The sequence below is a fragment of the Campylobacter concisus genome (genome assembly GCF_003048575.1).
Classification (GTDB): Bacteria; Campylobacterota; Campylobacteria; order Campylobacterales; family Campylobacteraceae; genus Campylobacter_A; species Campylobacter_A concisus_U.
Genome location: NZ_PIRZ01000003.1, coordinates 238,147 through 261,337 on the forward strand (window position 1 = coordinate 238,147; position 23,191 = coordinate 261,337).

Genomic DNA, 23,191 nt, shown 5'->3' on the forward strand with positions numbered 1-23,191 from the left:
CGCTTAGCCAGCTAAAACAAACTTTCAAAGACTTACAAATCGCACTTAAACATGCTATTGCGGAAAATGGCGATGACGTGTTAAATCTACTAGAAAGCTTTAAAAAACAAGACTTTACTAAAAGGCTTGAAGATGATGGCAAAATGGCGGTTGGTATAAATGCCCTTGGTGAAGAAATAGCCAAGATGTTAAGAGCAAATTTAGATCAAGCTCATGTGCTAGAAGAAAAGGCTGAGGCTTTAAGTCAGTCAATGAAAGAACTAACTCAAGGCGCAAATGTACAAGCAAACTCACTTCAAGAGTCTGCTGCCGCAGTAGAGCAAATGTCAAGCTCTATGAATGCAATATCTCAAAAAACATCTGATGTTATTAGACAAAGTGATGAGATTAAAAACATCATAACTATTATTAGAGATATAGCTGATCAAACAAATTTACTAGCTCTTAATGCCGCGATCGAGGCAGCACGTGCAGGAGAGCACGGCAGAGGCTTTGCGGTTGTTGCAGATGAGGTTAGAAAACTAGCAGAGAGAACTCAAAAATCTCTAACAGAGATCGAAGCAAATACAAATGTACTAGCTCAATCAATCAATGAAATGAGTGAATCTATAAAAGAGCAAAGTGAAGGAATCAATATGATAAACCAATCAGTTGCGCAAATAGACACACTTACAAAAGAAAATGTAGTAATTGTCAATAAAGCAAATGAAGTAACATCTGATGTTGACGACATGGCTAAGGCAATAGTAAACGAAGTTAGAAAAAATAAATTTTAATCTTTGAATTACTCTTAGAGCTCCTATTATTCTATCCCTTAAAATAATTAAGGGATAGAACTTATCTATAAAAATTTATATGCTACTTTGCTATACGATTATTTGTAGCATTTTTCTTTTATTGTAAATTTAAACAATTTTTAATAGAGAAATACTGATAATTAAGCCACTAAATCACCTTAAAGGACACTATTATGAAAAAGATCTTTGCTCTTTTACTTACAGCTTTTGTTGCTCTTTGTGCAAACGAGCTAAAATTTGGCACAGCGGCGAACTATCCGCCATTTGAATATATCGATGAGAACAACAAAATAACAGGCTTTGATATCGAGCTGATCGATAAAATTTCAAAGCGTGCAGGCTTTTCATATAAAATCATAAATATGAGTTTTGATGGCCTTATCCCAGCGCTTAAAGCCGGCAAAATAAATGGCATTATAAGTGCGATGAGTGCGACTTCAGATAGATTAAAATCGATTGATTTTACAAAGCCATACTATCTAACTGAAAACCTCTATCTAAAGAAAAAAGATAATGACGCATTAAAAGCTAAAGAAGAGCTAGCTGGCAAAAGAGTTGGCGTGCAACAAGGCACCGTCCAAGAGCTAGCAGCAAATGCTATAAATGGCGTAAAAATAGTGCCTTCAGAAGATACTGTGCCACTCATCATGGGATTAAAAGTTGGTAAATTTGACGCAGTCATCCTTGATAGCTCTATCGGATATGGCTTTATTAAGAAAAATCCAGAACTTGAAGCATTTTTCAAAGAAGTTGATGGCAGCGAGGGCTTTTCAATAGCTTTTGATAAAGGAAAAGAGAGTGCGTTAATAGAGAAAATAAATCAAATTTTAGATGATATGAAAAAAGACGGAAGCTACGAAGCTTTACTTAAAAAATACGATCTAAAATAATCTTCTAGCCTGCAAATTTGCAGGCTTATGCTAAATTCTGCTTTGTCTATCGATTAAAATTTAAAAGGAAAATAATGAGAAAAATTTTGTTGCTTTTTTGCCTAGTAATGGGTCTTTTTGCGCTTCAAAACGATAAAGATATGTTAAATGGGGAGCTAAAAAACGGGCTAAAATACTATATCAAAGAGAATAAATTTCCACAAAAAACAGCTATTTTTTATCTTGTTATAAATTCTGGTTCAACTGATGAAAAAGACGGCGAGCAAGGTCTTGCTCACTTTTTGGAGCACATGGCATTTAATGGCAGCCGTGACTTTAGTAAAAATGAGCTCATTAAACAGCTTGAGAGCCTTGGTGTAAAATTTGGAGCCGATCTAAACGCGCAGACGAGCTACGATCAGACGAGCTATATCTTAACGATTAATGTAAATGAGAAAAATTTACAAGATACGTTTAAGGTCTTTTCGAATTGGATAGATGGCGTTAAAATCGATCCTAAGGAGCTTGATAAAGAGCGTGGCGTCATAATGGAAGAGGAGCGTCAGAGAAATACGCCAGGATATAGGCTTTATTTGGCTCAAACAAAGGATATTTTTGAGGGCAGTATCTATCTAAAAAGAGTGCCAATAGGCGATATGAACGTCATCAAAAGCGTAGATGCTAAGCACATGCAAGAATTTTACGAAAGGCTTTATCAGCCAAGATTTATGAGCTTTGTCGCTGTTGGCGACTTTGATAAAAATGAGATAAAAAGCTTAATCGAAAAAAGCTTTAGCCAAGCAAAAAATACAAATTCTTACATTCATCCAGAAAAAAATATCAGCTTTAAAAGTGGTTTAAATATTTTTAACTACGACTCAAATGAGACTGGAATGGAGCTAGTTAGACTTAGCTATTTTGATAAATTTAGTCCAGTTTTAAATGAAGCTGACGCAAAAAGAAATCTAGAAGATGCACTTATCGCAAGCCTAATAAATATGCTTTATGAGCAAAAAAATGCAAATAATTCATCAAATTTAAGCACTGATTTTATAGCTCAAACACTTCAAGCAAAGCAGAAAATTTATAGTTTCGAAACAAATGTACTTGGAGGCGATTTTAACGCAAGCCTTAAAGATATGCTTGGTGTTATAAAAGGCGTTAAAGAGTTTGGCTTTAATAAAGATGATTTTGAAGATGTAAAAAAGGCGTTTGTGGCAAATGTAGATGCAAAATTTAAACGCTCAAAGACTAAAAAATCAAGCGCTTACGCAGGACAAATTTTAAATATGATAGAAAATGGTGGCTTTGTGTTAAGCGACGAAGACGACAAAGAGCTTAGTTTAAAGCTATTAAACGAGATTACATTAGCTGACGTGAATGATAGATTTAGGCAAATTTTGGCCATTTCTGATGAGCGTGTAAGAATTTTTAGCAAAGATGGCTTTAGGCTTAGCAAAGATGAGTTTTTAAAGCTTTTTGCCAAGGCGCCTGCTTATAACACAAGCCTATCTGGTAGCAATAACGACAAGAGTCTAGGCAATGAAAATTTAGAGCCAAAAGAGATAAACTCAAGAAGCTTTGATGAAAAAAATGGAATTTATACCTACAAAATGCAAAATGGCTCGCAAGTTATCTTTAAGCCACTAGCTACTAAAAAAGATAGTATTTTGTTTGCGACCGTCAGTAAAGGAGGCACATCAAATTTGGCTGATCCAAAGCTTGGTAGCTTTGCGGTGGCGCTCACAAATGAAAGTGGTGTTGGTAAATTTAATAACTATGAGCTCTCAAAGGCACTAAATGGAAAGATCGTAAGCTATGAAAAGGGCATAGAAGCGCTTACGCAAGGCATTTATGGCTCATCAAGCACCAGCGATCTTAGCTCGCTGCTAGCTGTTATAAATTTAGAATTTAACGCTCCAAGAGCCGATGCAAACGTGCTTGAGAGGATAAAGCAAAGAGCAAAAGATGAGCTAAGTAAAGAGCAAAATTTGCCTGAATATAAATTTAGCACCGAATTTAGCAAGTTTTTTTATGAAAACAATAAACGTGTCGCGCCGCTTGAGATGGCTCAGATCGACGCGATAAAGCTAAATGAGCTAAAAGAGATCATCAAAGATAAATTTACAAACGCGGCCTCATATACTTTTGTAATCGTCGGCGATACCGACGAAGAGAGGCTTTTGCCACTTGTCAAAAAGTATATCGCCACTTTACCAAAGCTTGGCGAGGCTGAAGAGTTTAAAGATGATGGCGTGCGAAGTATCAAAGGTCAGCACACCTTTAAAAGGGAGTATCAAAGCACAAAAAGAAGCGATGTTAGCATAAATATCATAAATTCTGACGCAAAATATAGCTTTGAAGGAGCGATTAGGCTAAGGGCATTAAGTGAAATTTTAAAAACAGCGCTTCGCGAAAAGATCAGAGAAGATAAGGGCCAAACATACGGCTTTAGCCTAAATGCCAAGCTCTCACGCTATCCTTTTGAGCATTCAGATATACTAATTAGCTTTACATGCGATCCTGCAAACACGGACAAGATCATCACCGAGATAAAGCAGATAATATCTAGCATCAAGAGTAGTGGCGCGATCTTGCCAAAGCATTTGGAGGATTTTAAGGCACAGAGTGAAATTTCTATAAAAAAAGATTACGAAAAGCCTGAGTTTTGGCAAAAGCTCATCATCTCAAATAAAATTTTTAACACGCCACTTTATACGGCTGAGGAGTACATAAGTACGGTAAAAGCTATCACAAATGACGAGATCAAAGAGGCAGCTAAGCTATATCTTGATGATAAAAATATGGTGATAAGTATAAATAATCCAAAGTAGAAATTTAGTGAGTCAAGCTGGCTGGCTCTTAAAAATTTAAACGCGAGTAAAAACTTATTAAGATAAGCTAGCTTTTTAAATTAGTTGGCTAATTGGCTCTTTAAATTCAAATCTAAGTAGAAATTTAAAGAGCCAAGCCAGCCCCAAAATTTAAACCTAAAGCTAAGCTAGTATGTCCTTTGGCTTTAGCTTGTTTAGCTTTTGCACTAGTTCATCAAAGCTTGCGCCATTTTCGACCTCACGCCTGATAAATTCCTCAAAAAACTCACGTTTTATATCTTTATCCGTGTAAGTCAAGCTTTTTTTGGTAACTTGCATAGGCTTAAATTTCTCTTCTTCCATCTCTTCATCGCCATTTTCTCTAACTGGCGTAAGGGCGATATTTTGCAGCACATCAGCGATGCTCTCACCCTTTTCATAACTTGTTTTTAGAAATTTTAAAAACTCATCTTTGCTATTTTTATCAGCGTAGCTCACACGATGCAACATAGGCTGACCTAAGAATTCTATACGTTTTTTATCCGAGCTTTGTTCGTAATGTAAAGCTCCGTCTTTAAAAGAAATTTTCATATTTGCATGCTCGCCAAGTATCCTTTCGGCGGTAAATTCCAGCCATTTGTCTTTAAATTCATCTATGCTTAGATCAGAGTCTAGTAAATTTGTAGCCTCACGGCTTAGACGAAGTGTGCCATTGTCGTGATTATTGATTAGAGCGCCAAGAGTATTGGTGACATTAGTAGATATTTTGTAGGTTTTGTTAAACTCATCTACGCTAAAGCCGTTTTTCTCGCTAGTTAGGATGGAATTTAACCTCCAAAGCTTCGTGCTATCAACGAAATTTTTAAGGCTAGCGACTTCATCTTTGCCCATAGAGCTATCAAGCCCGTTCATCTTGCCCCAGATAGAAATTTTATCATTTGACGAGTAACCAGAGAGCGATAGGTGCTTGATGTCCGCAGTTTTGGTGGGAATTTCTACTTTATTTAAATTTGCGTTTGTGGCTTGGCGCTTACTAAAAGCGTCTTGGTAGTTAAAGCTTTGATTAAATCCATTTAGTGCGTTTATCATGTCAAATCCTTTAACACAATATCGGCAAATGGATTTAAAATTTAAGTGGAATTATTTTTTATTGCGGTATTTTTCAAAAATGGCGATCATTTGGTATGAGTTTTGGGCGATTTTAAATTTATTTGGATTTTTGCCAAGTAGCTCTTCTCTTAAAGAGTCGATAAATTCCCTATCTTTTTTGCAAGCCTCAAAGCTCACTCGCCCCCTAAGTACGGCCATAAATATAATATCAGCAGTCGCATTTATCATCTCAAGCATTTTTTCTTCGCTCATTTTTGTGGATTTTGCCCTTTTTAAAGCAAATATTATTCCTTTACGCTCACAAAATTTACTATTTTTACCTCTTGGCTCTCTTTGCAAGCCTCCAACGCGGCTGCATTTTTCACCATATGAGCGCTTTTCATATGCTCTTTTTGGCTTGCAAGATCTTCCCAAATTTCCATAAAACAGTATTCATTTTTACCGCCCGCAACTATGCCGCACTCGTAGCTTATGCAGCCTTTATCTTTCCTTGAAGCTGGCACGATCTCTTTTAAAATTTCTTCAAATTTCGCTTCACACCCAGCTTTTAACTTTACATTTACATAAAATCCAATCATCTGCCCATCCTTTAAAAATTTTTGGCTAAAATAGCGCAATTTAGACGCAAGTTTGCGTATTACATTACAAGGCCTTTAAACGATGAAATGATACAAAACCCTAAATTTATAATTTCTAAAACCAACCAAAAACAATAAATTTAACCAAAATCGGAGAGAAAATGAAAAGACGAGACTTTTTAAGATTAAGCGCATTAGGTGCGGCGAGCCTCCAAGCAAAAGAGCTTGGCAGCGCAGAGCAAGCGTTATTTGACAAGAAAAGCGGACTAAGCGCAAATAAATTTGGCCCATTTTATGTAAGAACTATCGCAGGGCGCGTGGTTGAGACCGTGCCATTTGAGGGCGATGCTTATCCAAACGAGCTAAATAACGCAGTCATTGACTACATCCAAAACGAGAGTAGAGTAAAATATCCATTTGTTAGAAAGAGCTTTTTAGCCAATCCAAACAACCCAAAGCCAGAGCTTCGTGGTAAAGAAGAATTTGTGCGTGTGAGTTGGGACGAGGCTATAAAGCTAAGTGCAAAAATTTTAAAAGAAAATTTTGATAAATACGGCGCTGAAGCGATCTACGGACAGGCTTATCAGTGGGGTAGCCTCGGCAAAGTTGGCCACAGCCAAAAGACCGCAAAAAGGCTACTTAACGTACTTGGTGGCTACGTAAATGAGCTTGGTGGCTACTCATACGGCGCAGCGACTGTCATCATGCCTCACGTCACTGGCTTTGTCGATCCTGCGCTAGCGCCAACAAAGTGGGAGGCTATCTTAAAAAACGCCAAAACGATCGTATTTTGGGGCACAAACCCAGTAGTTTCAAACAAGATCGCCATTGGCGTGCCGCTTCATAACTCATATAAATACTATGACGAGATCAGAAAAAAAGGCGAGAGCGGCGAGATAAAAATTTATAGCGTTGACGTTTATCACAACGATAGCGCAAAATACTTTGACTCAAAATACCTTGAAGTCGTGCCTTGCACCGATACGGCGATGATGATAGGTATGTGTAACTACCTTTATGAAAAAGGGCTTTACAGCAAAGAATTTATAGAAAAATACACCGTTGGCTTTGATAAATTTAAAGAGTACATGCTTGGCAAAACTGACGGGATCAATAAAAACCTAGCTTGGGCAAGTAAAATTTGTGGCGTTAGCGAGCAAGATCTTGCGAAATTTAGCGAAGATCTAGCTAAAAACGACTCAGTCATAGTTAGTGGCTATGCCATACAAAGGCAAGATCACGGTGAGATGGCATACTGGGCGCTTGTGACGCTAAATGCGATGCTTGGACACATCGGCAAAGAGGGTTGTGGCTTTGTCACAAATGACGGCATGCACAAAAATGCTGATGAGAGCTTCATAGCGCCTAAACTAGCGGCGTTTGAGACGAAGGTGCCTCAAAAATTTATTGATAGTGGGCTGGTACCAAAGACAAAGGGCTATGACATGCCAAACTCAAGGCTAATAGACGCACTTCTTAAGCCAGGTAAGGAGATAACAAGAAATGGCAAGAGCTATAAACTGCCAAAGGTTAGAGTGATGTTTAACGCAAATGGCTCGACTTTCACAAGGCATCCTGACGCAAATAGAGCGATAAAAGCTATGCGAAACGTTAATGCTATCATCACTTGCGAGCCGTTTTGGACAAGTACAGCTAAATTTAGCGACATTGTCTTGCCAGCTGCACTTGAGTACGAGCGAACAGACATCGAGATAGCAAACTCTACAAGCGAATATCTCTTTGCCATTAAGCCACTAGTTAAGCCATTTGGCGAGAGTAAGAGCGACTTTGAGATCGCAAGGCTGATCGCCAAAGAGTGGGGCAGGGAAGAGGCATTTAGCGAGGGTAAAAGTGAGCTAGAGTGGGTCAAGACAATATATGAAGATGCCGTTAAAAAGGCTGCTGAGCTTGGGTATGAGAGCATGCCTAGCTTTGAGGAATTTTGGGAGAAGGGATATTTTAGATTTGACAAGATCGATGAGAAAAAACGCTACTTTACAAACTACAAGAAATTCCGCGACGATCCAGTGGCAAATCCGTTAAAAACGCCATCTGGCAAGATAGAAATTTACTCTGAGACGGTTGCTGGCTTTGGCTATGATGACTGCCCACCGCATGCAGCTTGGCTTGAGCCATTTGAGTGGCTGGGTGCAAAAAATAAAAAATATCCTATCGCAATTAGCGGCGCGCACTCTAAATTTAGACTTCACTCGCAGCTAAATAACTCTGTACTTCGCAACTTTAACGAGATCGCAGAGCGCGAGCCAGTGCTTATAAATCCAAAAACAGCCGAGGCTAGAGGGATAAAAATGGGCGACGTGGTGCGTGTGTTTAACGACAGGGGCGAAATTTTGTGCGGTGCATTTGTGACCGAGGACGTGCCGCAAAATGTCGTAATAGTAAGCGAAGGTGCTTGGTATGACCCTGAAAAACCGGGCGAAAAGAGCCTTTGCTTGCACGGAAATTTAAATGTGCTCACAAAAGACGTACCATCAAGCAAGATGAGCCAGAGCAATACCGCTCACACAAGCCTTGTGAATGTCGAGAAATTTAAAGGAGTGCCAAAGCGCGTGACAGCATTTGACGCACCAAAGATCGGTATAATGCACGCATAAAATAAAAGCTATCCTTAAATGGATAGCTCTAAGATTTAAAAATTTTATTTATCTTAATAGCAATGAATTTTCACAAAGCTCTTCGATCTTTGAGATTTGCTCTTTAACTCTTTCTTTTAAGCCATCAAGCATTGCTATTTTTAAAGTATAAATTTCATTAAAATCGCTTTTTATATCAAGCAAAATTTTATTTAAAAACGAGCTATTTGAGCACATTAAAGCTTCAAACTCATAAAGACTAAATGCATCAAGCATACGCTCATAGACATCTTTTGCGCTTGGAATATAAAGTGGCGTATTCATCTGCAGATGCGATTCTAGCGTCTTTTCTATCTTTTGTTTTATAAAATAAACCGCGAGTTTGAGCGCGTTTTCATAGTTTGAGGCTAGCTTTATATCAAGCTTTTCAAAAAACAAAGAGACCTTTTGTGTGGCCTTAAATTTAGCCGTTTCATACTCTCTTAAAAAATTTTCATATGTCCGTCCGGCATAGGTATTTATGAATTTTGTTTCGTAAGCCAAGGCTTGATCATCAAAGCTAGCGTAATTTTCATAGCGAGATTTGTATATTAAAAATTTATCCTCTAAATTTTTATAAAGCTCATTAAACGCTGAGGTTATTGTATTTTCTAGCTCTTTTAAATCTTTTTTGTAGCGTTTAAAAAATTTATTAAAAACCACATCTTCGTAGATAAGTTTTGAAAAGACTTCGTCGCTATCAAGACTTATTACCTCAAAATTTTCACGCTTATAAATTTCTTTGTTTAAAAGCGTCTTTGAAGCGTTAAATTTTGTCTTTGAAAAAGGCTTAAGTAGCTTAAATACCTCATCGGCAGCAAGTTTTATAACTTCACTCATTTGACTATATCTTAAAGCGATCTTTGGTTTAAACTCCTCTTTTATCGCCTCTAGCCTCTCATCTAATGAGCCACTAAATTCATCTAAAATCAACTGCGCATTATCATAAATTTCTAGCTGTTTTTCTTGCTCGTTAGTTAGGAGTTTTACGATCTTTTTTACCCTTGCTTTTATGAAATTTTCTTTAAAACTCTTGTCTAAAAAGCACTCTTTAATAGCCTTTAGAGCTTCGTTAAAATTTGAAGCTTCAAGTAGGCTTTTGTCATTATTTGTTATACCAAGAAGAGCTTGCTTTGACGAGATAGCGATGATATCCTCAAAAAGCTCGCCATAAGTTTGCCTAGCGTGTTTTAGTAAACTTTCAAGCTCCTCCTCACTTAGCTTGTCTTTTTGGTTGATTAGGCAGATCGCTTTTAGATCATTGGCTTTTAAAATTTCTTTGATACTTTCAAGCTCGCTTGCCTTTGCGGCGTTGTTTGCAAGGCTTAGCCATATCGCACCACTAACCTTTTTTAGCGTATTTTTTGTCTCTTTTGTGTCAGTATCTCTTAGCGAGTTTAGGCCAGGAGTGTCGATGAAATTTATCTCTTTTAAAATTTCACTTGGCGCATAAAGCGTCATACTAGAAACTTGCTCGCCTAACTTATTTAGCTCGGCTAGATCGCTACTTGCTAGCAGGCTTTCGCTACCGTTTATAAATTTCACGCTTAGAAGTGGCATCTTTGCAAATTTTAGCCTCACAGCTTTTGCGGTGACTGGAGTTAGTCCTGATGGCAAGATATCTTGACCAAGAAGTGCGTTTAAAAATGTTGATTTTCCACTTGAAAATTGACCGATAACGGCTATTAGCGGTGGTTCATTTAGAGTGTCTATTAGTAAATTTAAGCTCTCTTTTATCTGCTCGCTTATATGCAAACTAGGATCGTTTAGATCATTTACGAGCCTAGCTAGCTCGCCCTTAAAATCATTTGTAAAGACCTTAAAATATCTCGCTTTGTAGGCATTTATAAACTCATTAAACATTTTTAATATCCTCTAAAAGTGAGCAAATTTCATCTTGCAAGGAGGTCTTTTGTTTAAGCTTTGAAATTGAGCTTTGATTTTGTAAATTTAGCTCATTAAGTTTTTCATTGAGAACTAAAAGCCTTTGATTTAAAGCCTCTTTTTGGCTCATCTCATAAGCCTTTACTCGCTCTTTTAGCAGCTTTTTTTCATGTTCTGCTAGCGTCTCACAAAACTGCGATATGCTTTTATTGTTAAGTAAATTTTGTCTTAAACTCAAAAGCGCCTCATCTGGCTCATTTTTGCTTAAAATTTTAGCTTCAAGCTCATCTAAAAGCTCGCTAAAATCAAGCTCTACGCCCATTTGCTTTAAAAAGTCATTTATACTAAAAATCTTATTTTCACTCACCTTAAAGCCATCAAAGCTTAAAGCAATATTTTGCTCGCATGACTTTGTCTGCACCAAAGTCTCATTTCTAGCCTCTCTCATAAGTGCCGCAACTCCGTCACAAAGTGTAGTTTTTGCTATTTGTGTAAGACGTTTTAGATTTAAATTTTCTCTTTTACTTTTGCAGTAAGCGATCTCACTATTAAGCTTTTCATTTAGATTTTGTAGTAGTGCTTCAAGCCCCATTTTATAGATATTTTTTGCATTTTTATCATCGAGTTTTTTTAGCTCGGTTTCTAAAAGCCTTTCAAGTTTTGTGAAATTTTCATTAAGAGAATTTTTGATATTTGCTTGCTCGTTTTGCAAAGCTTCTAGCTCTAAACCAAAGGCCTTAAGCTCTAAAATTTCAGCCTTTGTGGCTTCGAGTTTTGTTTTTAAAATATTTTGTAATTCTTTTTGATATGAGCTTAAAATGAGAGCTGATTTTTTAGAGTCTTTACCAAAAAGCACATCGTAAAGATACTCTTTAAACTCCGGCACGCCACTATTTAAAGCGCCATCAAGATAAGCTTTTGCACTAATGGCAAAATAGTCTATCTTAATATCATTTATCTGCTCGCCGATCGCCTTTTTTACGTAGTTAAGCGTTTCATTAATACCCTTTGCGTCTAACTCGTCAGCGTGAGTTAGCACGATAGCAACTCTTACGATGTGCGAGTTTTCAAGGCATTTTTTCAAAAATAGTGCGTCTTTTTGCGTTGCGCTTTGCGAAGCATTCATGAGATGAGCCAAAAGGTCGCACTCTTTCATAAAATTTGTAGTTATTTGCTCTCTTAAAACGATCGTATCATCTATGCCAGGAGTGTCTATAATGCAGACATTATCTCTTAAAAGCTCCAAGTCATCATAAAGCTCAACGCTTTTTACGAGATTTGCTGTTTTTGAGCTTGAAGATGTATAGTTTTTTATCTCATCTAGGCTGATCTCTACGCTACTAGCTGGTAGATTTTCGCTTGAAAGTCCAAGCTTTTCTAGCTCGTCTTGGCTATAAAAATTTACCTTTGCATGGCTATTTGATGCGTGCTTTAAGATGGTTAAATTTATGGTTTCAGGCACATTTGAAGTGCCTAGGACGGATTTGTTTAAAAGCGCATTTAAAAGGGTTGATTTGCCAGAGTTTATGACGCCACTTACTGCGATGTTAAAAAGCGTTTCGTTTGATCTTTTTTTGGCGTTTTTTAAAGCTAGTAAAAATTCTTTATCTTCATCAAGCATGCTTGCTTTTTCATTTATCTCATTTAGAAAATCCAAGCTCTTGTGAAAGTGATCTTTTGGTTTTGTATTAGAAATTTCTGCTTTATTTTGATTTGAGTTTTTGCTTATAAATTTTATTAAAAAATCAAATTTTTTATGGCCAATTATCTTTTCATCACATAGCTTTTGTAAGCGGGTTACGAGTTCATCGCTTGAAATTTTTGCCTCATTTAACGCTTTTAGCGTGGCTAGCTGTGCACTTTGTATGCTAAAGATATCAAGTCCTACGCCTAACTTTTTTAAGATAGTTCTAAACTCGGCAAGGGCCATAAACTCATCTAAATTTTTCTCATCACAAGATAAAAGAAGCGCCAGTAGATCTGGGTAAAAAGGTACGCTCGCATCAGTGTTAGCGTAAATTTTATTTAAATGCCAAGCGTGATTTAAAAACTCGTCCATTAAAGATTCTTTTTTTGAAATTTTTTAGATTTTATTACGTTTTTACTTACGAAGCTATCAAGATCTAGGCGCAAAATTTTATGTTTTTTAAAAAAAGTTTAATTTAACTCAAGCTTTTTAAAGCTAACTCTTGGGTTTATATTTAGCTCGCTATGGTTTACAAACTCGCCTTTTAGGTACTTCTCACGCCCCGCTCTTGCTATCATCAAGGCGTTATCAGAGCAAAATTCAAGTGGAGCTAGCAAAAGCTCGCACTCATTTTTTTGGCAAAGCGTTTCAAGCCTTTTTCGTAAATTTAGATTTGCACTTGCACCGCCAACTACGCCAAAACGCTTAAAATTTCTTAAACAAAAGACCTTTTCAAGCTTGTTTAAAATGTGCTCACAGGCAGTGTTTTCAAAGGCATAGCAGATGTCAGCGATATCCTTTTGTGTGATATTTTCTAGCTTTGAAATTTCGACTCTGACTTGGTTTTTAAGCCCTGAGAAACTATATTCAAGGCGTTTATCATGAAGAAGTGGAATGGTAAAATGAAACCTCTCTTTGTCTTTGCAAAGTAGGGCATTTTGCTGAACTACGACACCGCCTGGATAGCCAAGATCAAGCATTTTAGCAACCTTGTCAAAGCTCTCACCAAAGCTATCATCGCTAGTGCTTGCTAGCTCAGTGATTTCACCATTTTCGTCAATCTCTAAGATCATCGTATGCCCACCACTTACTAGCAGGACGCCAAGCGGAAAGGTGGCTTCGCGATCTAAAAATAGTGAGTAAATGTGGCCAACTAAATGATTTACGGCAATTAGCGGGATATTAAGAGCCACGCTTAGCGCTTTTGCCATGCTGACGCCACCTATTAGGCTCACACTAAGACCTGGCTCATTTGTCACAGCGATCGCTTTTATATCTTTAAAATTTGGCAAGATATCCTCTAAAAGTGCTGGCAGTGCCTTTGTATGAAGTCTAGCTGCAAGCTCAGGAACCACGCCACCAAAGATAGCGTGCTCCTCTTCTTGAGAAATTTTTTTATAATAAATCTTCTCTAAAGTGCGTTCATCTATTAGTGCGACCGAGCTATCATCGCAGCTACTTTCGATGCCAAGTATCATTTAAACTCCGCTAAGATCATGCCAGCAAATTTCTCTTTGCCATCTTCGTTTTTATAAAACTCGACTCGGTAAATTTTGCTGTCTTTATCGATGCTGTAGCTTTTATTTAGGCTATTTTTAGTCACTTCTTGCTCGCTCTCATCTATACTTTTTGTACCGTATCCTATGACATTTACGCGCATGTTTTTGAGTGCTTTTACTTTAAAGCTCTTTTTCACGCTAAATTTATCGCCACTTTTTAATGTAAGCTCGCTACCGTCACTTATTAGTAAAATTTCATCAAGCGGCTTTGCAAACTCAAAATATTGTGGCTTTAGCCTAGTAACAAAGCGGTTGCCGTACTGCACTTTGAAGCTACCATTTTCTTTTATGACGGCTATTAGCGGATTTGGTGAGCTATAGTTTAACTCACCTTTTTTAAGTGGGACAAAATTTATTAAAGGTTTTAGATTTTTAAGACTTATCGCGTATGAATTTTCAAGCTCGAGTCTGATCTCTTTTTCGATCGCCTTTTTTACGCTTTTAACATCAAGATTAAACGGCCTAGTAAAGCTAATGCCAGCCTTTTTCATATATTCTTCAATAGCGATTAGATGGTAATAAGTCCTTTGCTCAGCGTTTAAATTTTTACTAGCTTCGTTTGCAAAGGCTGATTTATTTTGCGTGATAGCATAGTAAGTTAGGCTTTTTAGCATCTCTTTGTCACCCATCGCAGTGTGCGTGTTTTTGATGTGATACTGGTGTTTTTGATCTATTAGATGCTTGTTTAGCACATCTTTTACGCTTGAGGCGATACTTTCAAGCTCTGGATATTTTGAGCCAGGAAGCGTGCTTTGATCAATGATGCAAGTATTGCCCCATTTATCTGGATTTTCGTCTTTATTTATAAATTTATCTCTGTAATAGCCGCTTCCATCGTGTAAATTTAAGATGAGCGTAACGTTTTTATCAGTGATGACGTCTTTTATCTTCATCACTGAGTTGTAATCAGGATCGTTTTTATCGACATGGGCAAATTTTCTATTCATATCGCCTTTTGTGCCACGACTTCGCTCGATTATGCTTGGGAAATTTAAATTTGGCACAACCCAAAGCGAGCCTTTTGTGATGTTATAGTCAGTAGCCACGATAGAGGCTGCCAAAAAGCCACCCGGCTCATCGCCTTGAATACCACCGATTAATAACATCGTGTTTTCGCTTGGCTCACCTTTTTTGATAAGCGCATAGTCTAAAGTATTGGCTAAACTAGCAGTGGTAAAGGTTAGTAAAAAAAGTAAAAATTTACGCATTAGTATCCTTCGTAATGCTTTGTCTTTGGTAAAAGCAAATTTAAAACTATACCAGTAACTGCGCCAAGCCCTATGCCTGAAAATTTAACCGCTCCAAGGTCAAGCACCATGCCACCTATGGCAAAGATAAATATGAGAGCTACGATTATCATATTTCTAGGGTCTGCAAGATCGACTTTATTTTTTATAAGTGTCTCCATGCCAACGCTTGCAATGATGCCAAAAAGTAGTAGCATGATACCGCCGATGACTGGAGCTGGAATGGTTGAAAGCACAGCTCCTAGCTTGCCAACGAAGGCTAGCACGATAGCAGTAATCGCTGCAAAGGTCATGATTGCTGGATTATAAGCTTTTGTAAGGCTAACTGCGCCTGTGACCTCTGAGTATGTAGTGTTTGGCGGACCGCCAAAAAAAGCAGCAAGCGAAGTGGCAAGTCCATCTCCAAGGAGCGTATTTTTAAGGCCTGGGTTTTTTAGAAAATCCTCTTTTGTGACATTTGAGATAGCAAGCATATCGCCTATGTGCTCGATCGCTGGAGCTATGGCGATAGGTATCATATAAATGATCGCTTCAAACTCAAATTTTGGTGTAGTGAAATTTGGCATTCTAAACCAAGGTGCATTAAAGATAGGGGTAAAATCAACCATGCCAAAGCAGTAAGCTACGATGTATCCGGTGATAATACCAAGCAAAATAGGTATAAGCCTAAACATGCCACGTCCAAGCATCATCACTAAAATAGTAGCCACTAGCGAAATGCCAGCGACGATCATCGCCTCATTTTGAGTATAAATTTCAGTGGCTGATGTTGCCATTTTGACGGCATTTGGAGCAAGTATCAGGCCTATGGTCATGATGACAGGGCCAACGACAACTGGAGGCAAAATTTTATGCAAAATTTTCTCTCCGCCAAATCGGACCACGAGGCTTAAAACAACGTAGAAAAATCCAGCAAATATAACGCCTCCCATCGTCACGGCTATGCCCCATTTTTCGATACCATACTGAAGTGGCGCGATAAAAGCAAAGGAGCTTGCTAAAAAAATAGGGGGAACATTTTTTCTAGTAATTATCTGAAAAAGTAGCGTGCCAAGACCGGCCGTAAAGAGAGCTACGTTTGCATCTAATCCCGTAAGTATAGGCACTAATACTAGTGCACCAAAAGCAACAAATAAAAACTGAACACCAATTAAGCTTTGTTTGGGGTCAAATTTATAACCCTCATACCTTTGCATTTAACATCCTTTTTGCGTAATTTCTAACTTCTTTATCAACTTCAAAAATTTCATCTTGATCATTGATCTTTAAATTTCTAAATTTTTTCACTGAGCCTAAAATCAGCCTTGAGATATCCAAAAATGAGCATTTTTGCTCTAAAAAGCTAAATACTCCAATCTCGTTTGCTGCATTTATCACTACGCCTAGATCAGGGCTTGCTAGAACTTCATCTTTTAGCGAAAAGACCGGGTATTTTTTATGACTGATTTTATGAAATTTAATGTTTTTAAGATCAAGTAAATTTGCATGTGAGACAATATTTTCATTGATATTTTCAAACATAGCATGAGCGATAGCTAGCTTCATGTCAGGTCGCGAGAGGTGCATCGTGCTTGAGCCATCTATAAATTCAACTACGGCGTGTATCGCAGAAGTTGGCTCTATCACAGCCTCGATCTCCTTGATGCCATAAAGCCAGTAAGCTTCCATCACCTCAAAAAGCTTATTTGCCATCGTCGCACTATCAATCGTGATCTTTGCGCCCATATCCCAGTTTGGGTGTTTTAGTGCGTCACTTGGCGTGGCGTCTTTTAGAAATTTGATCGGCTTTTTATAAAACGCGCCACCACTTGCTGTGATGATGAGTCTTTTTGGTGCAGTTTTATTTTCAAGTAGAAATTTAAGTCCAAAATGCTCGCTATCAATCGGCAAAATCTCTCTAGTCTTTAGAAATTTGCCGCCAACAACAAGACTCTCTTTGTTTGCAAGGGCAAGCCTTTTGCCAAGAGTTTGTGTCTTTAAACTAGGAGCAAGGCCAGCAAAGCCAACAAGGGCGTTTATTACCTTTTTTGAGCTTGAAATTTCTAGCATTTGTAGCAGTCCAGCCTCGCCAAAAAAGATATTTTTAGCTTCTACGTTTTTTACATTTTTAACTAGCTTTTCATCGCCTACGCAGACAAATTTTGGTTTAAATTTTAAAATTTGCTCATTTAGTAAATCTACATTTTTAGCGCAGCTTAACGCCTCAACCTCTACGCCAAATTTTTCGCAAAGATTAAGGGCGTTTTTGCCGATTGAGCCAGTTGAGCCAAGTATTACCACGAGAGCGACCAAAGTAGGGCGACTACGCCAAATAAATAGCCATCTATCCTATCAAGCATGCCACCGTGTCCTGGGAAGAGCGAACCACTATCTTTGACGCCGCAAAGTCTTTTTAGGTAACTCTCAAACAAATCTCCCCAAACCGCAAACACGCAGACCAAAAAGCTTGAGAATAAAATTTGGAAAAATCCTTCGGTGACAAAATTTCCAACGATGCAACCAATTACTGTGCCTATTGCTACGCCGCCTGCTGCGCCTTCTATTGTTTTGTTTGGTGAGCTTGGGCTAAATGGATGTTTGCCAAACATTTTGCCAACAAAAAATGCACCACTATCGCTTGCAACTACGCTTAAAATAAGCCATACGAGATAGCCTACGCCATACTCTGAGTAAAGCATCCACATCATAAAGATCGGCGTGGTTGGATAGACAAAAGGTGCGACTAGCTTTAAATTTTCACTTTTTATGTGAGCTAGGATCGAAGCAACCAGCATGATAGCAAGGATCGCTATGAAAATTGGATTTGTAAAATATGTAAGCACGTAAAAAGCAAGTGCGGCAAAAACTAGCTGTTTGTGATCGATATTATAAAGCTTGAGCGACTCATTAAATGCAAAATAAAGCACAGCGCCGAGCAAGATAAAATTTAAAATATAATTATCAATAAAAAAAACTACCAAAATAGCAACAAACATCAAAACGCCAGTGATTATGCGTGACTGCATACTCTCTCCTTAAAATCGTTATTTCGCTGTAATTATAACACTTAAATTTTAGACGGCGTTTATAAGAGTAAAATTTGGTTTAAAAAGCATTTTAAGCTGGTAAATTTAGACTATTTTGGCGTTAGTAAAGATTTAAATTTGCTTTTTAAGCACACAAATAAAGCAAGACCGAAATGATCTCAAGTAGCAACTTGCAATAAATATACGCAGTAGTGCTTTATGGCTTAAAATTTTAAAAATTATTTTCCTCAAAAAAGTCGGTATCGATTTTACAAATTTCATATATTTGGCTTGTTTGAACGCCGACTTTGTATTTTATCATTAGCTCTGCAAGCTTGTCGCCGTCTATCAAAACCACGCTAAAATTTTGATTATCTTTGGCGAAAATTTCAGCTTCTTTGGTAAATTTTGCCGTAGTGATAAAGACACCTTTTTTAGTATTTTTATTTGAGATGGCGCCGATAAACTGCTGAATTTCTGGCCTACGGATATTACTGCCGTCTTTGTATCTTTTTGCTTGGATATAAATTTTAGAAAGCCCAAGTTCATCTTCATCTATGATGCCATCTATCCCGCCATCTGGGCCTTTATTTGTGAGATTTTCAGCTCCATAATTCATCTTTTCAAGTAGCTTTGTTACAAGGTATTCAAAAAATCTTGGCTCTTTTTCTAAAATGCTAGATAAAATTTCACTTTTTAGCTCTTCTTTTATCTTGCAAAGTGCTTCATCTATATTGTCATCTGGGGTATTTTCTGTGGCTTCTTTTTTCTCTTGCCTTATCTCTTGTTTGTAAATTTCATCGTACCAAGAGAGAAATTTGCTCTTTTTGTCCTTGCTACTTACTAGCTCTTTGCCAAAATTTGTTATGGCAAATAGGCTTCTACCAACTTTTTTAAGCGGCACTTTTTCTGGCCTTGATTTTACTTGTGCTGTTATAGCTAGATAGGATAAAGCCCAGCCCGTCCTGCTTATATATGTAAAAGTTCCACTTTTTATTTTTTGTAAAATATCTTCGTCTTTTAACTTAAAATACTCAATTATAAATTTAGAAATTTCAGCTCTATTTGCTTCTTTCTTTTGCGCGACAAATTCCAAAATAGGTAGCATCATATCTTTATAGCTTGGCAACATTTTATATCCTTAAATGAAGCAAATTTTTGAAATTATATAAATTTTTTGGCTTAAAAGCTATAATCAAAACATGAGATGTCTTGGCCTAACAAATTTTCTTTTAGAAAATATTAGCTTATTTGTAAATACCTTTGCTACGATATTTGCGCTAATTTTTTGTTTTGTTTCTGGTGTTGGAATCGTCTTTATATTTATCGCATTTCCACTTGGTTATATAATGGGCGCACTCTTATCAATCCCATTTTTGATATTTTTATTTTTCTTATTTGTATCTATTGATATCTTTTTATGCCTTTTGGCATCTATTTGCAATCTTTTTTAATAAATTTAGAAGTAAATTTGGGGCTTTTGCAGCCCCTTTGCTACTTTATAGCAGCCATTTTTCTACGCATATAAGCTATGCGACTTTGAAGTGGTAAGTGTTTAGGGCAGTTGTCTTCACAGCCTAGCAAAGTCATACAGCCAAATACGCCGTCATCGTCGCCGATAAGCTCGTAAAAGTCCTCATCGGTTCGTTTATCAAGCGCGTCGATTTTAAACCTAGCTACGCGGTTAAGTCCGACCGCACCGATGAAATCAGGCCTCATGATAGCCGTACCGCACGCAGCCACGCAGATACCGCACTCGATGCAGCGGTCAAGCTCAAATACTTCCTGCGCTACTTCAGGCTCAACCTTTTCCTCAAGCTTAGAGATATCGGTCTCGTGATCGGTGTGTATCCAGCTCTCCACACGCCTACTCATCGCATTCATCCAGTTGCCAGTGTCTACGCTTAAGTCTTTTAGTAACTTAAATACTGGCAAAGGCATAAGCTCAATTACTCCGCTTTCAAAATCCTTAGTAAGAGTTCTACAAGCTAATCTTGGCTTACCATTTACAAGCATGCCACAACTTCCACAAATTCCAGCACGACAAACAAAGTCAAAGCTAAGATCTGGGTCAAATTTCTCGCGAATCATATTTAACGCGATAAATAACGTCATACCATCAGTCTCTTCTAGCTCGTAGGTCGCAAAATGTGGTTTTGAAATTTTGCTTAACGGATTATATTTAAATGCTTTTATGGTTATTTTTCTACTCATATCCTATTCCTGCTCTTTCGTTTGGTGCTTTATATTTTGGTTGAAGATCGTAGTGCATTAAAGCCTCTTGAATTTCTTGTCTACTCTTACCTTCAGCTTGCATTTTCTCACGAATTTCATCGACCTCTTTTTGGCGGATGGCACTATCTGGATGCTCAATAATATTACCTTTCGCACCATAGCCTCTAAATGCTGGTGGCATTTCCATTTTCATAATATCAAGTGGCTCATACACGATAGTCGGTAGCGTATCGCCCTCTTTCCAGCTAGTTAGAGTTCTGTTTAGCCAGTTTAGGTCGTCGCGTTTCGGATAGTCTTCGCGGCAGTGCGCTCCGCGGCTTTCTGTGCGATCAAGCGCGCCTTTTGCGATACAAAGGGCTAGTTTTAGCATCTTCGGTACGCGGTAGGCCTCCTCGAGCTCAGGGTTGCCAAATAGTGCTTTGTTTGTGACTTTGACATCCAAAGATTGCTTATAAAGCTCTTCAAGCTCTTTAACCGCAATTTCTAGGCCTTTTCCTGTTCTAAAGATCGCAACGTGTTCCCACATGATATCTTTCATTTTGTTTTTGATATCAAAGACATTAAACTTACCTTCTTTGCTAACAAGGCTATTTAGGTAATCTTCTTGTTTTTTTACAAATTTCTCAATATCGGCTGTGTTTATCTCTATCTCGTGGCTAGCACAATAATCAGCAAAATAATCTCCAACGATCATGCCGGCTACGACCGTTTCTGAAACGGAGTTGCCGCCTAGGCGGTTAAATCCGTGCATATCCCAGCAAGCAGCCTCGCCGGCGCTAAATAGACCCGCTAGCGTCGGGCTCTCGCCGGTAGGCTTTGTCTTGATGCCGCCCATAGAGTAGTGCTGCATAGGCAATATCGGCGCCCAGCCTTTACCGCGTTGGCGACCGTTTTCGTCGGTATATACTTCGGTGTCGGCAGGGTCGATGCCGTTAAAGATTTCGCAAATTTCTTGAACGTCGCGTAAGTTTTTCTCGATATGCTCGCGTCCTAGGATAGAAATATCTAGCCAAACGTGATATCCGTATGGGCTAGGTACGCCCTTGCCTGCGCGGATATGCTCCATGATACGGCGGCTTACGACGTCGCGGCTAGCTAGTTCTTTTTTCTCAGGCTCATAATCAGGCATAAAGCGATATCCGTCTACGTCGCGTAAAATTCCGCCGTCGCCGCGGCAACCTTCCGTTAGCAAGATACCGCTTGGAACGATCGGAGTCGGGTGAAACTGAACAGCTTCCATGTTGCCAAGCTGAGCTACGCCAGTCTCAAGAGCAATGGCTGCGCCGATACCCTCGCAAACTACGGCGTTTGTAGTGTGTTTATAAACCCTGCCGTAGCCGCCAGTGGCGATTAGCGTACCTTTTGCAACGTATGCCGTGATCTCGCCGTTAACTAGATCGCGAACGATCGCGCCGTAACAGCGGTTGTTTGCGTGGATTAGCGCGATAGCTTCTTTTCTATCGTGAATTTCGACGTTGTGTTTTAGAGCCTCGTTTGCTACGGCAAAAAGCATAGTGTGACCTGTGGCGTCGGCCGTAAAGCATGTTCTCCATTTTTTAGTTCCGCCAAAGTCGCGAGAGTGGATGAGTCCGTGGACCTCTTCTTTTTCTACGATAGTCGTTTTTTGAGCGTTGATGATAGCGCTTCTTTCGCCTTTTGTTATACGAGTCCAAGGCACGCCCCAAGCAGCTAGCTCGCGGATCGCCTTAGGCGCGGTTTGACAAAACATACGCGCGACTTGCTGATCGCAGCCCCAGTCGCTACCTTTTACCGTATCGGCAAAGTGTACGTCCTCGTTGTCGCCTTCGCTCATTTTTGAATTTCCCAAAGAGGCTTGCATACCGCCTTGCGCAGCCGCAGAGTGCGAGCGTTTTACAGGTATTAGACTTAAAACAACGGTGCTTAAGCCCTTTTCTCCAGCAGCCACAGCAGCTCTAAGACCAGCTAGACCACCACCAATTACCAATGCATCATAATATTTTACATTCATCTTCTAGCTCCTTTTTAATGGCTGATCCACACGAAATCGGCGATTAGCGCAATTATAGCAAGTATGCCATAAACGGCAAATACAATTGTTTTTGCCTTATTTCTTTTGGCAAACATTTCGTGCTTATTTGCACCATCAATGCTTATCCATTTGACATACAAGCGGTACATACCGATACTAGCGTGAACGACCATAAAAACAAGTAGTGCGAAGTAGAAAATTTCTAGTTGATGAAATGCAGCCGCTGATTTGTCGGCAGTAATATGTCCGCCAAAGACTATATCCACTAGATGTGCGCTGGCTGCGAAAAATAGAGCAAAACCGGTTAAAAACTGAAACCACCAAAGCGTAGTATCAAGGTGCTTCATGCGGTCTTTGTGGCCTCTAAACATTAGATATTGTCTGTAGTTTGCTGGAAATTTTCTCATAGCTAAAAATGCATGAGCGATAAAAATGGCAAATATTACCGCGGCAATAACGTTAGTAATCCACCAAGTAGCCTCGCCGAATAAAAATTTAGCCTCCGCAAACCCTACGACAGCGTTAAATGCGTCTTTGCCAAGTAGTATAGTAGAAGTAAAAACCATATGGCACAATATAAAACAGGCCAAAATAAACCCTGTAATACTTTGCCATCTATCCCAAGCGGCTGGAGTGCGACTTTTTTTGTCGTCCGACCGTTTTCCCAAAAAACCTTCTATAAGCCCGGTCATGAGCCCTCCTAAGAAATTTGAAATAAATTATCATTTCTTAATACTAATTTAAATATTAGTATTAATTGATA

The 23,191-nt window shown here is 38.5% G+C and carries 18 protein-coding genes; 4 read left to right on the plus strand and 14 right to left on the minus strand.

Annotated features, from left to right (window positions below):
* Window positions 1-335: 335 nt before the first annotated feature.
* The 3 genes from CVS84_RS09820 to CVS84_RS05340 all read left to right on the plus strand — a co-directional run bounded on the left by CVS84_RS09820 (window position 336) and on the right by CVS84_RS05340 (window position 4,500).
* Complete coding sequence (locus CVS84_RS09820) at window positions 336-776, plus strand: methyl-accepting chemotaxis protein (RefSeq protein WP_374057399.1); 441 nt, start codon at window positions 336-338, stop codon at window positions 774-776.
* Between the two features lie 194 nt (window positions 777-970).
* Window positions 971-1,687: a transporter substrate-binding domain-containing protein gene (locus CVS84_RS05335; protein ID WP_107691462.1), complete on the plus strand. Its 717-nt coding sequence runs from the start codon at window positions 971-973 to the stop codon at window positions 1,685-1,687.
* A 74-nt stretch (window positions 1,688-1,761) separates the two neighbouring features.
* Window positions 1,762-4,500, plus strand: coding sequence for a M16 family metallopeptidase (locus CVS84_RS05340; RefSeq protein ID WP_107691463.1), 2,739 nt, complete (start codon window positions 1,762-1,764; stop codon window positions 4,498-4,500).
* Between the two features lie 162 nt (window positions 4,501-4,662).
* Here the strand turns inward: CVS84_RS05340 and CVS84_RS05345 are convergent, their stop codons facing one another.
* Genes CVS84_RS05345 through CVS84_RS05355 form a run of 3 tightly spaced genes read right to left on the minus strand, consistent with a single transcriptional unit; the run spans window position 4,663 to window position 6,167 of the window.
* Window positions 4,663-5,568 carry a hypothetical protein gene (locus tag CVS84_RS05345; RefSeq protein WP_107691464.1) on the minus strand — a complete coding sequence of 302 codons (906 nt, stop codon included), beginning with the start codon at window positions 5,566-5,568 and terminating at the stop codon, window positions 4,663-4,665.
* Window positions 5,569-5,619: 51 nt separating this feature from the next.
* Entirely contained in the window at window positions 5,620-5,841 is a 222-nt protein-coding gene (locus CVS84_RS05350; protein WP_021091847.1) for a hypothetical protein, read from the minus strand.
* Window positions 5,842-5,873: 32 nt separating this feature from the next.
* Window positions 5,874-6,167 (minus strand): putative quinol monooxygenase, encoded by a 294-nt coding sequence (locus tag CVS84_RS05355; protein WP_107691465.1) that lies wholly within the window; start codon window positions 6,165-6,167, stop codon window positions 5,874-5,876.
* Between the two features lie 161 nt (window positions 6,168-6,328).
* Here CVS84_RS05355 and CVS84_RS05360 point away from each other — a divergent pair, with 161 nt between their 5' ends.
* Complete coding sequence (locus CVS84_RS05360; protein WP_107691466.1) at window positions 6,329-8,782, plus strand: molybdopterin-dependent oxidoreductase; 2,454 nt, start codon at window positions 6,329-6,331, stop codon at window positions 8,780-8,782.
* 48 nt (window positions 8,783-8,830) lie between these two features.
* Here the strand turns inward: CVS84_RS05360 and CVS84_RS05365 are convergent, their stop codons facing one another.
* The 11 genes from CVS84_RS05365 to CVS84_RS05420 form a co-directional block, all read right to left on the minus strand.
* The gene (locus CVS84_RS05365; RefSeq protein ID WP_107691467.1) at window positions 8,831-10,663 is read right to left on the minus strand and encodes a dynamin family protein; all 1,833 of its coding nucleotides are present in this window, start codon (window positions 10,661-10,663) and stop codon (window positions 8,831-8,833) included.
* Window positions 10,656-12,743: a dynamin family protein gene (locus CVS84_RS05370; protein WP_107691468.1), complete on the minus strand. Its 2,088-nt coding sequence runs from the start codon at window positions 12,741-12,743 to the stop codon at window positions 10,656-10,658. Before CVS84_RS05370 ends, CVS84_RS05365 begins: the two co-directional genes overlap by 8 nt.
* Before the next feature lie 98 nt (window positions 12,744-12,841).
* A complete protein-coding gene (gene tsaD / locus CVS84_RS05375; protein WP_107691469.1) occupies window positions 12,842-13,849 on the minus strand; it encodes a tRNA (adenosine(37)-N6)-threonylcarbamoyltransferase complex transferase subunit TsaD in 1,008 nt (335 codons plus the stop codon).
* The gene (locus CVS84_RS05380) at window positions 13,846-15,138 is read right to left on the minus strand and encodes a M99 family carboxypeptidase catalytic domain-containing protein (protein WP_107691470.1); all 1,293 of its coding nucleotides are present in this window, start codon (window positions 15,136-15,138) and stop codon (window positions 13,846-13,848) included. The genes tsaD and CVS84_RS05380 overlap by 4 nt, the downstream gene beginning before the upstream one ends.
* Window positions 15,138-16,373 carry a uracil-xanthine permease family protein gene (locus tag CVS84_RS05385; RefSeq protein ID WP_103582223.1) on the minus strand — a complete coding sequence of 412 codons (1,236 nt, stop codon included), beginning with the start codon at window positions 16,371-16,373 and terminating at the stop codon, window positions 15,138-15,140. The genes CVS84_RS05380 and CVS84_RS05385 overlap by 1 nt, the downstream gene beginning before the upstream one ends.
* Window positions 16,360-17,469, minus strand: a complete 1,110-nt coding sequence (gene dxr / locus CVS84_RS05390; RefSeq protein WP_107691471.1) for a 1-deoxy-D-xylulose-5-phosphate reductoisomerase — start codon at window positions 17,467-17,469, stop codon at window positions 16,360-16,362. Before dxr ends, CVS84_RS05385 begins: the two co-directional genes overlap by 14 nt.
* Entirely contained in the window at window positions 17,451-18,182 is a 732-nt protein-coding gene (locus CVS84_RS05395; protein ID WP_084041191.1) for a phosphatidate cytidylyltransferase, read from the minus strand. The genes dxr and CVS84_RS05395 overlap by 19 nt, the downstream gene beginning before the upstream one ends.
* 232 nt (window positions 18,183-18,414) lie before the next feature.
* Window positions 18,415-19,314 carry a restriction endonuclease gene (locus CVS84_RS05400; RefSeq protein ID WP_107691472.1) on the minus strand — a complete coding sequence of 300 codons (900 nt, stop codon included), beginning with the start codon at window positions 19,312-19,314 and terminating at the stop codon, window positions 18,415-18,417.
* Window positions 19,315-19,676: 362 nt separating this feature from the next.
* Complete coding sequence (locus tag CVS84_RS05410) at window positions 19,677-20,396, minus strand: fumarate reductase iron-sulfur subunit (RefSeq protein WP_021091811.1); 720 nt, start codon at window positions 20,394-20,396, stop codon at window positions 19,677-19,679.
* Window positions 20,389-22,407: a fumarate reductase flavoprotein subunit gene (locus tag CVS84_RS05415; RefSeq protein ID WP_084109407.1), complete on the minus strand. Its 2,019-nt coding sequence runs from the start codon at window positions 22,405-22,407 to the stop codon at window positions 20,389-20,391. Before CVS84_RS05415 ends, CVS84_RS05410 begins: the two co-directional genes overlap by 8 nt.
* Window positions 22,408-22,421: 14 nt before the next feature.
* Window positions 22,422-23,120 (minus strand): fumarate reductase cytochrome b subunit, encoded by a 699-nt coding sequence (locus CVS84_RS05420; RefSeq protein ID WP_021091688.1) that lies wholly within the window; start codon window positions 23,118-23,120, stop codon window positions 22,422-22,424.
* Between the last annotated feature and the right edge of the window lie 71 nt (window positions 23,121-23,191).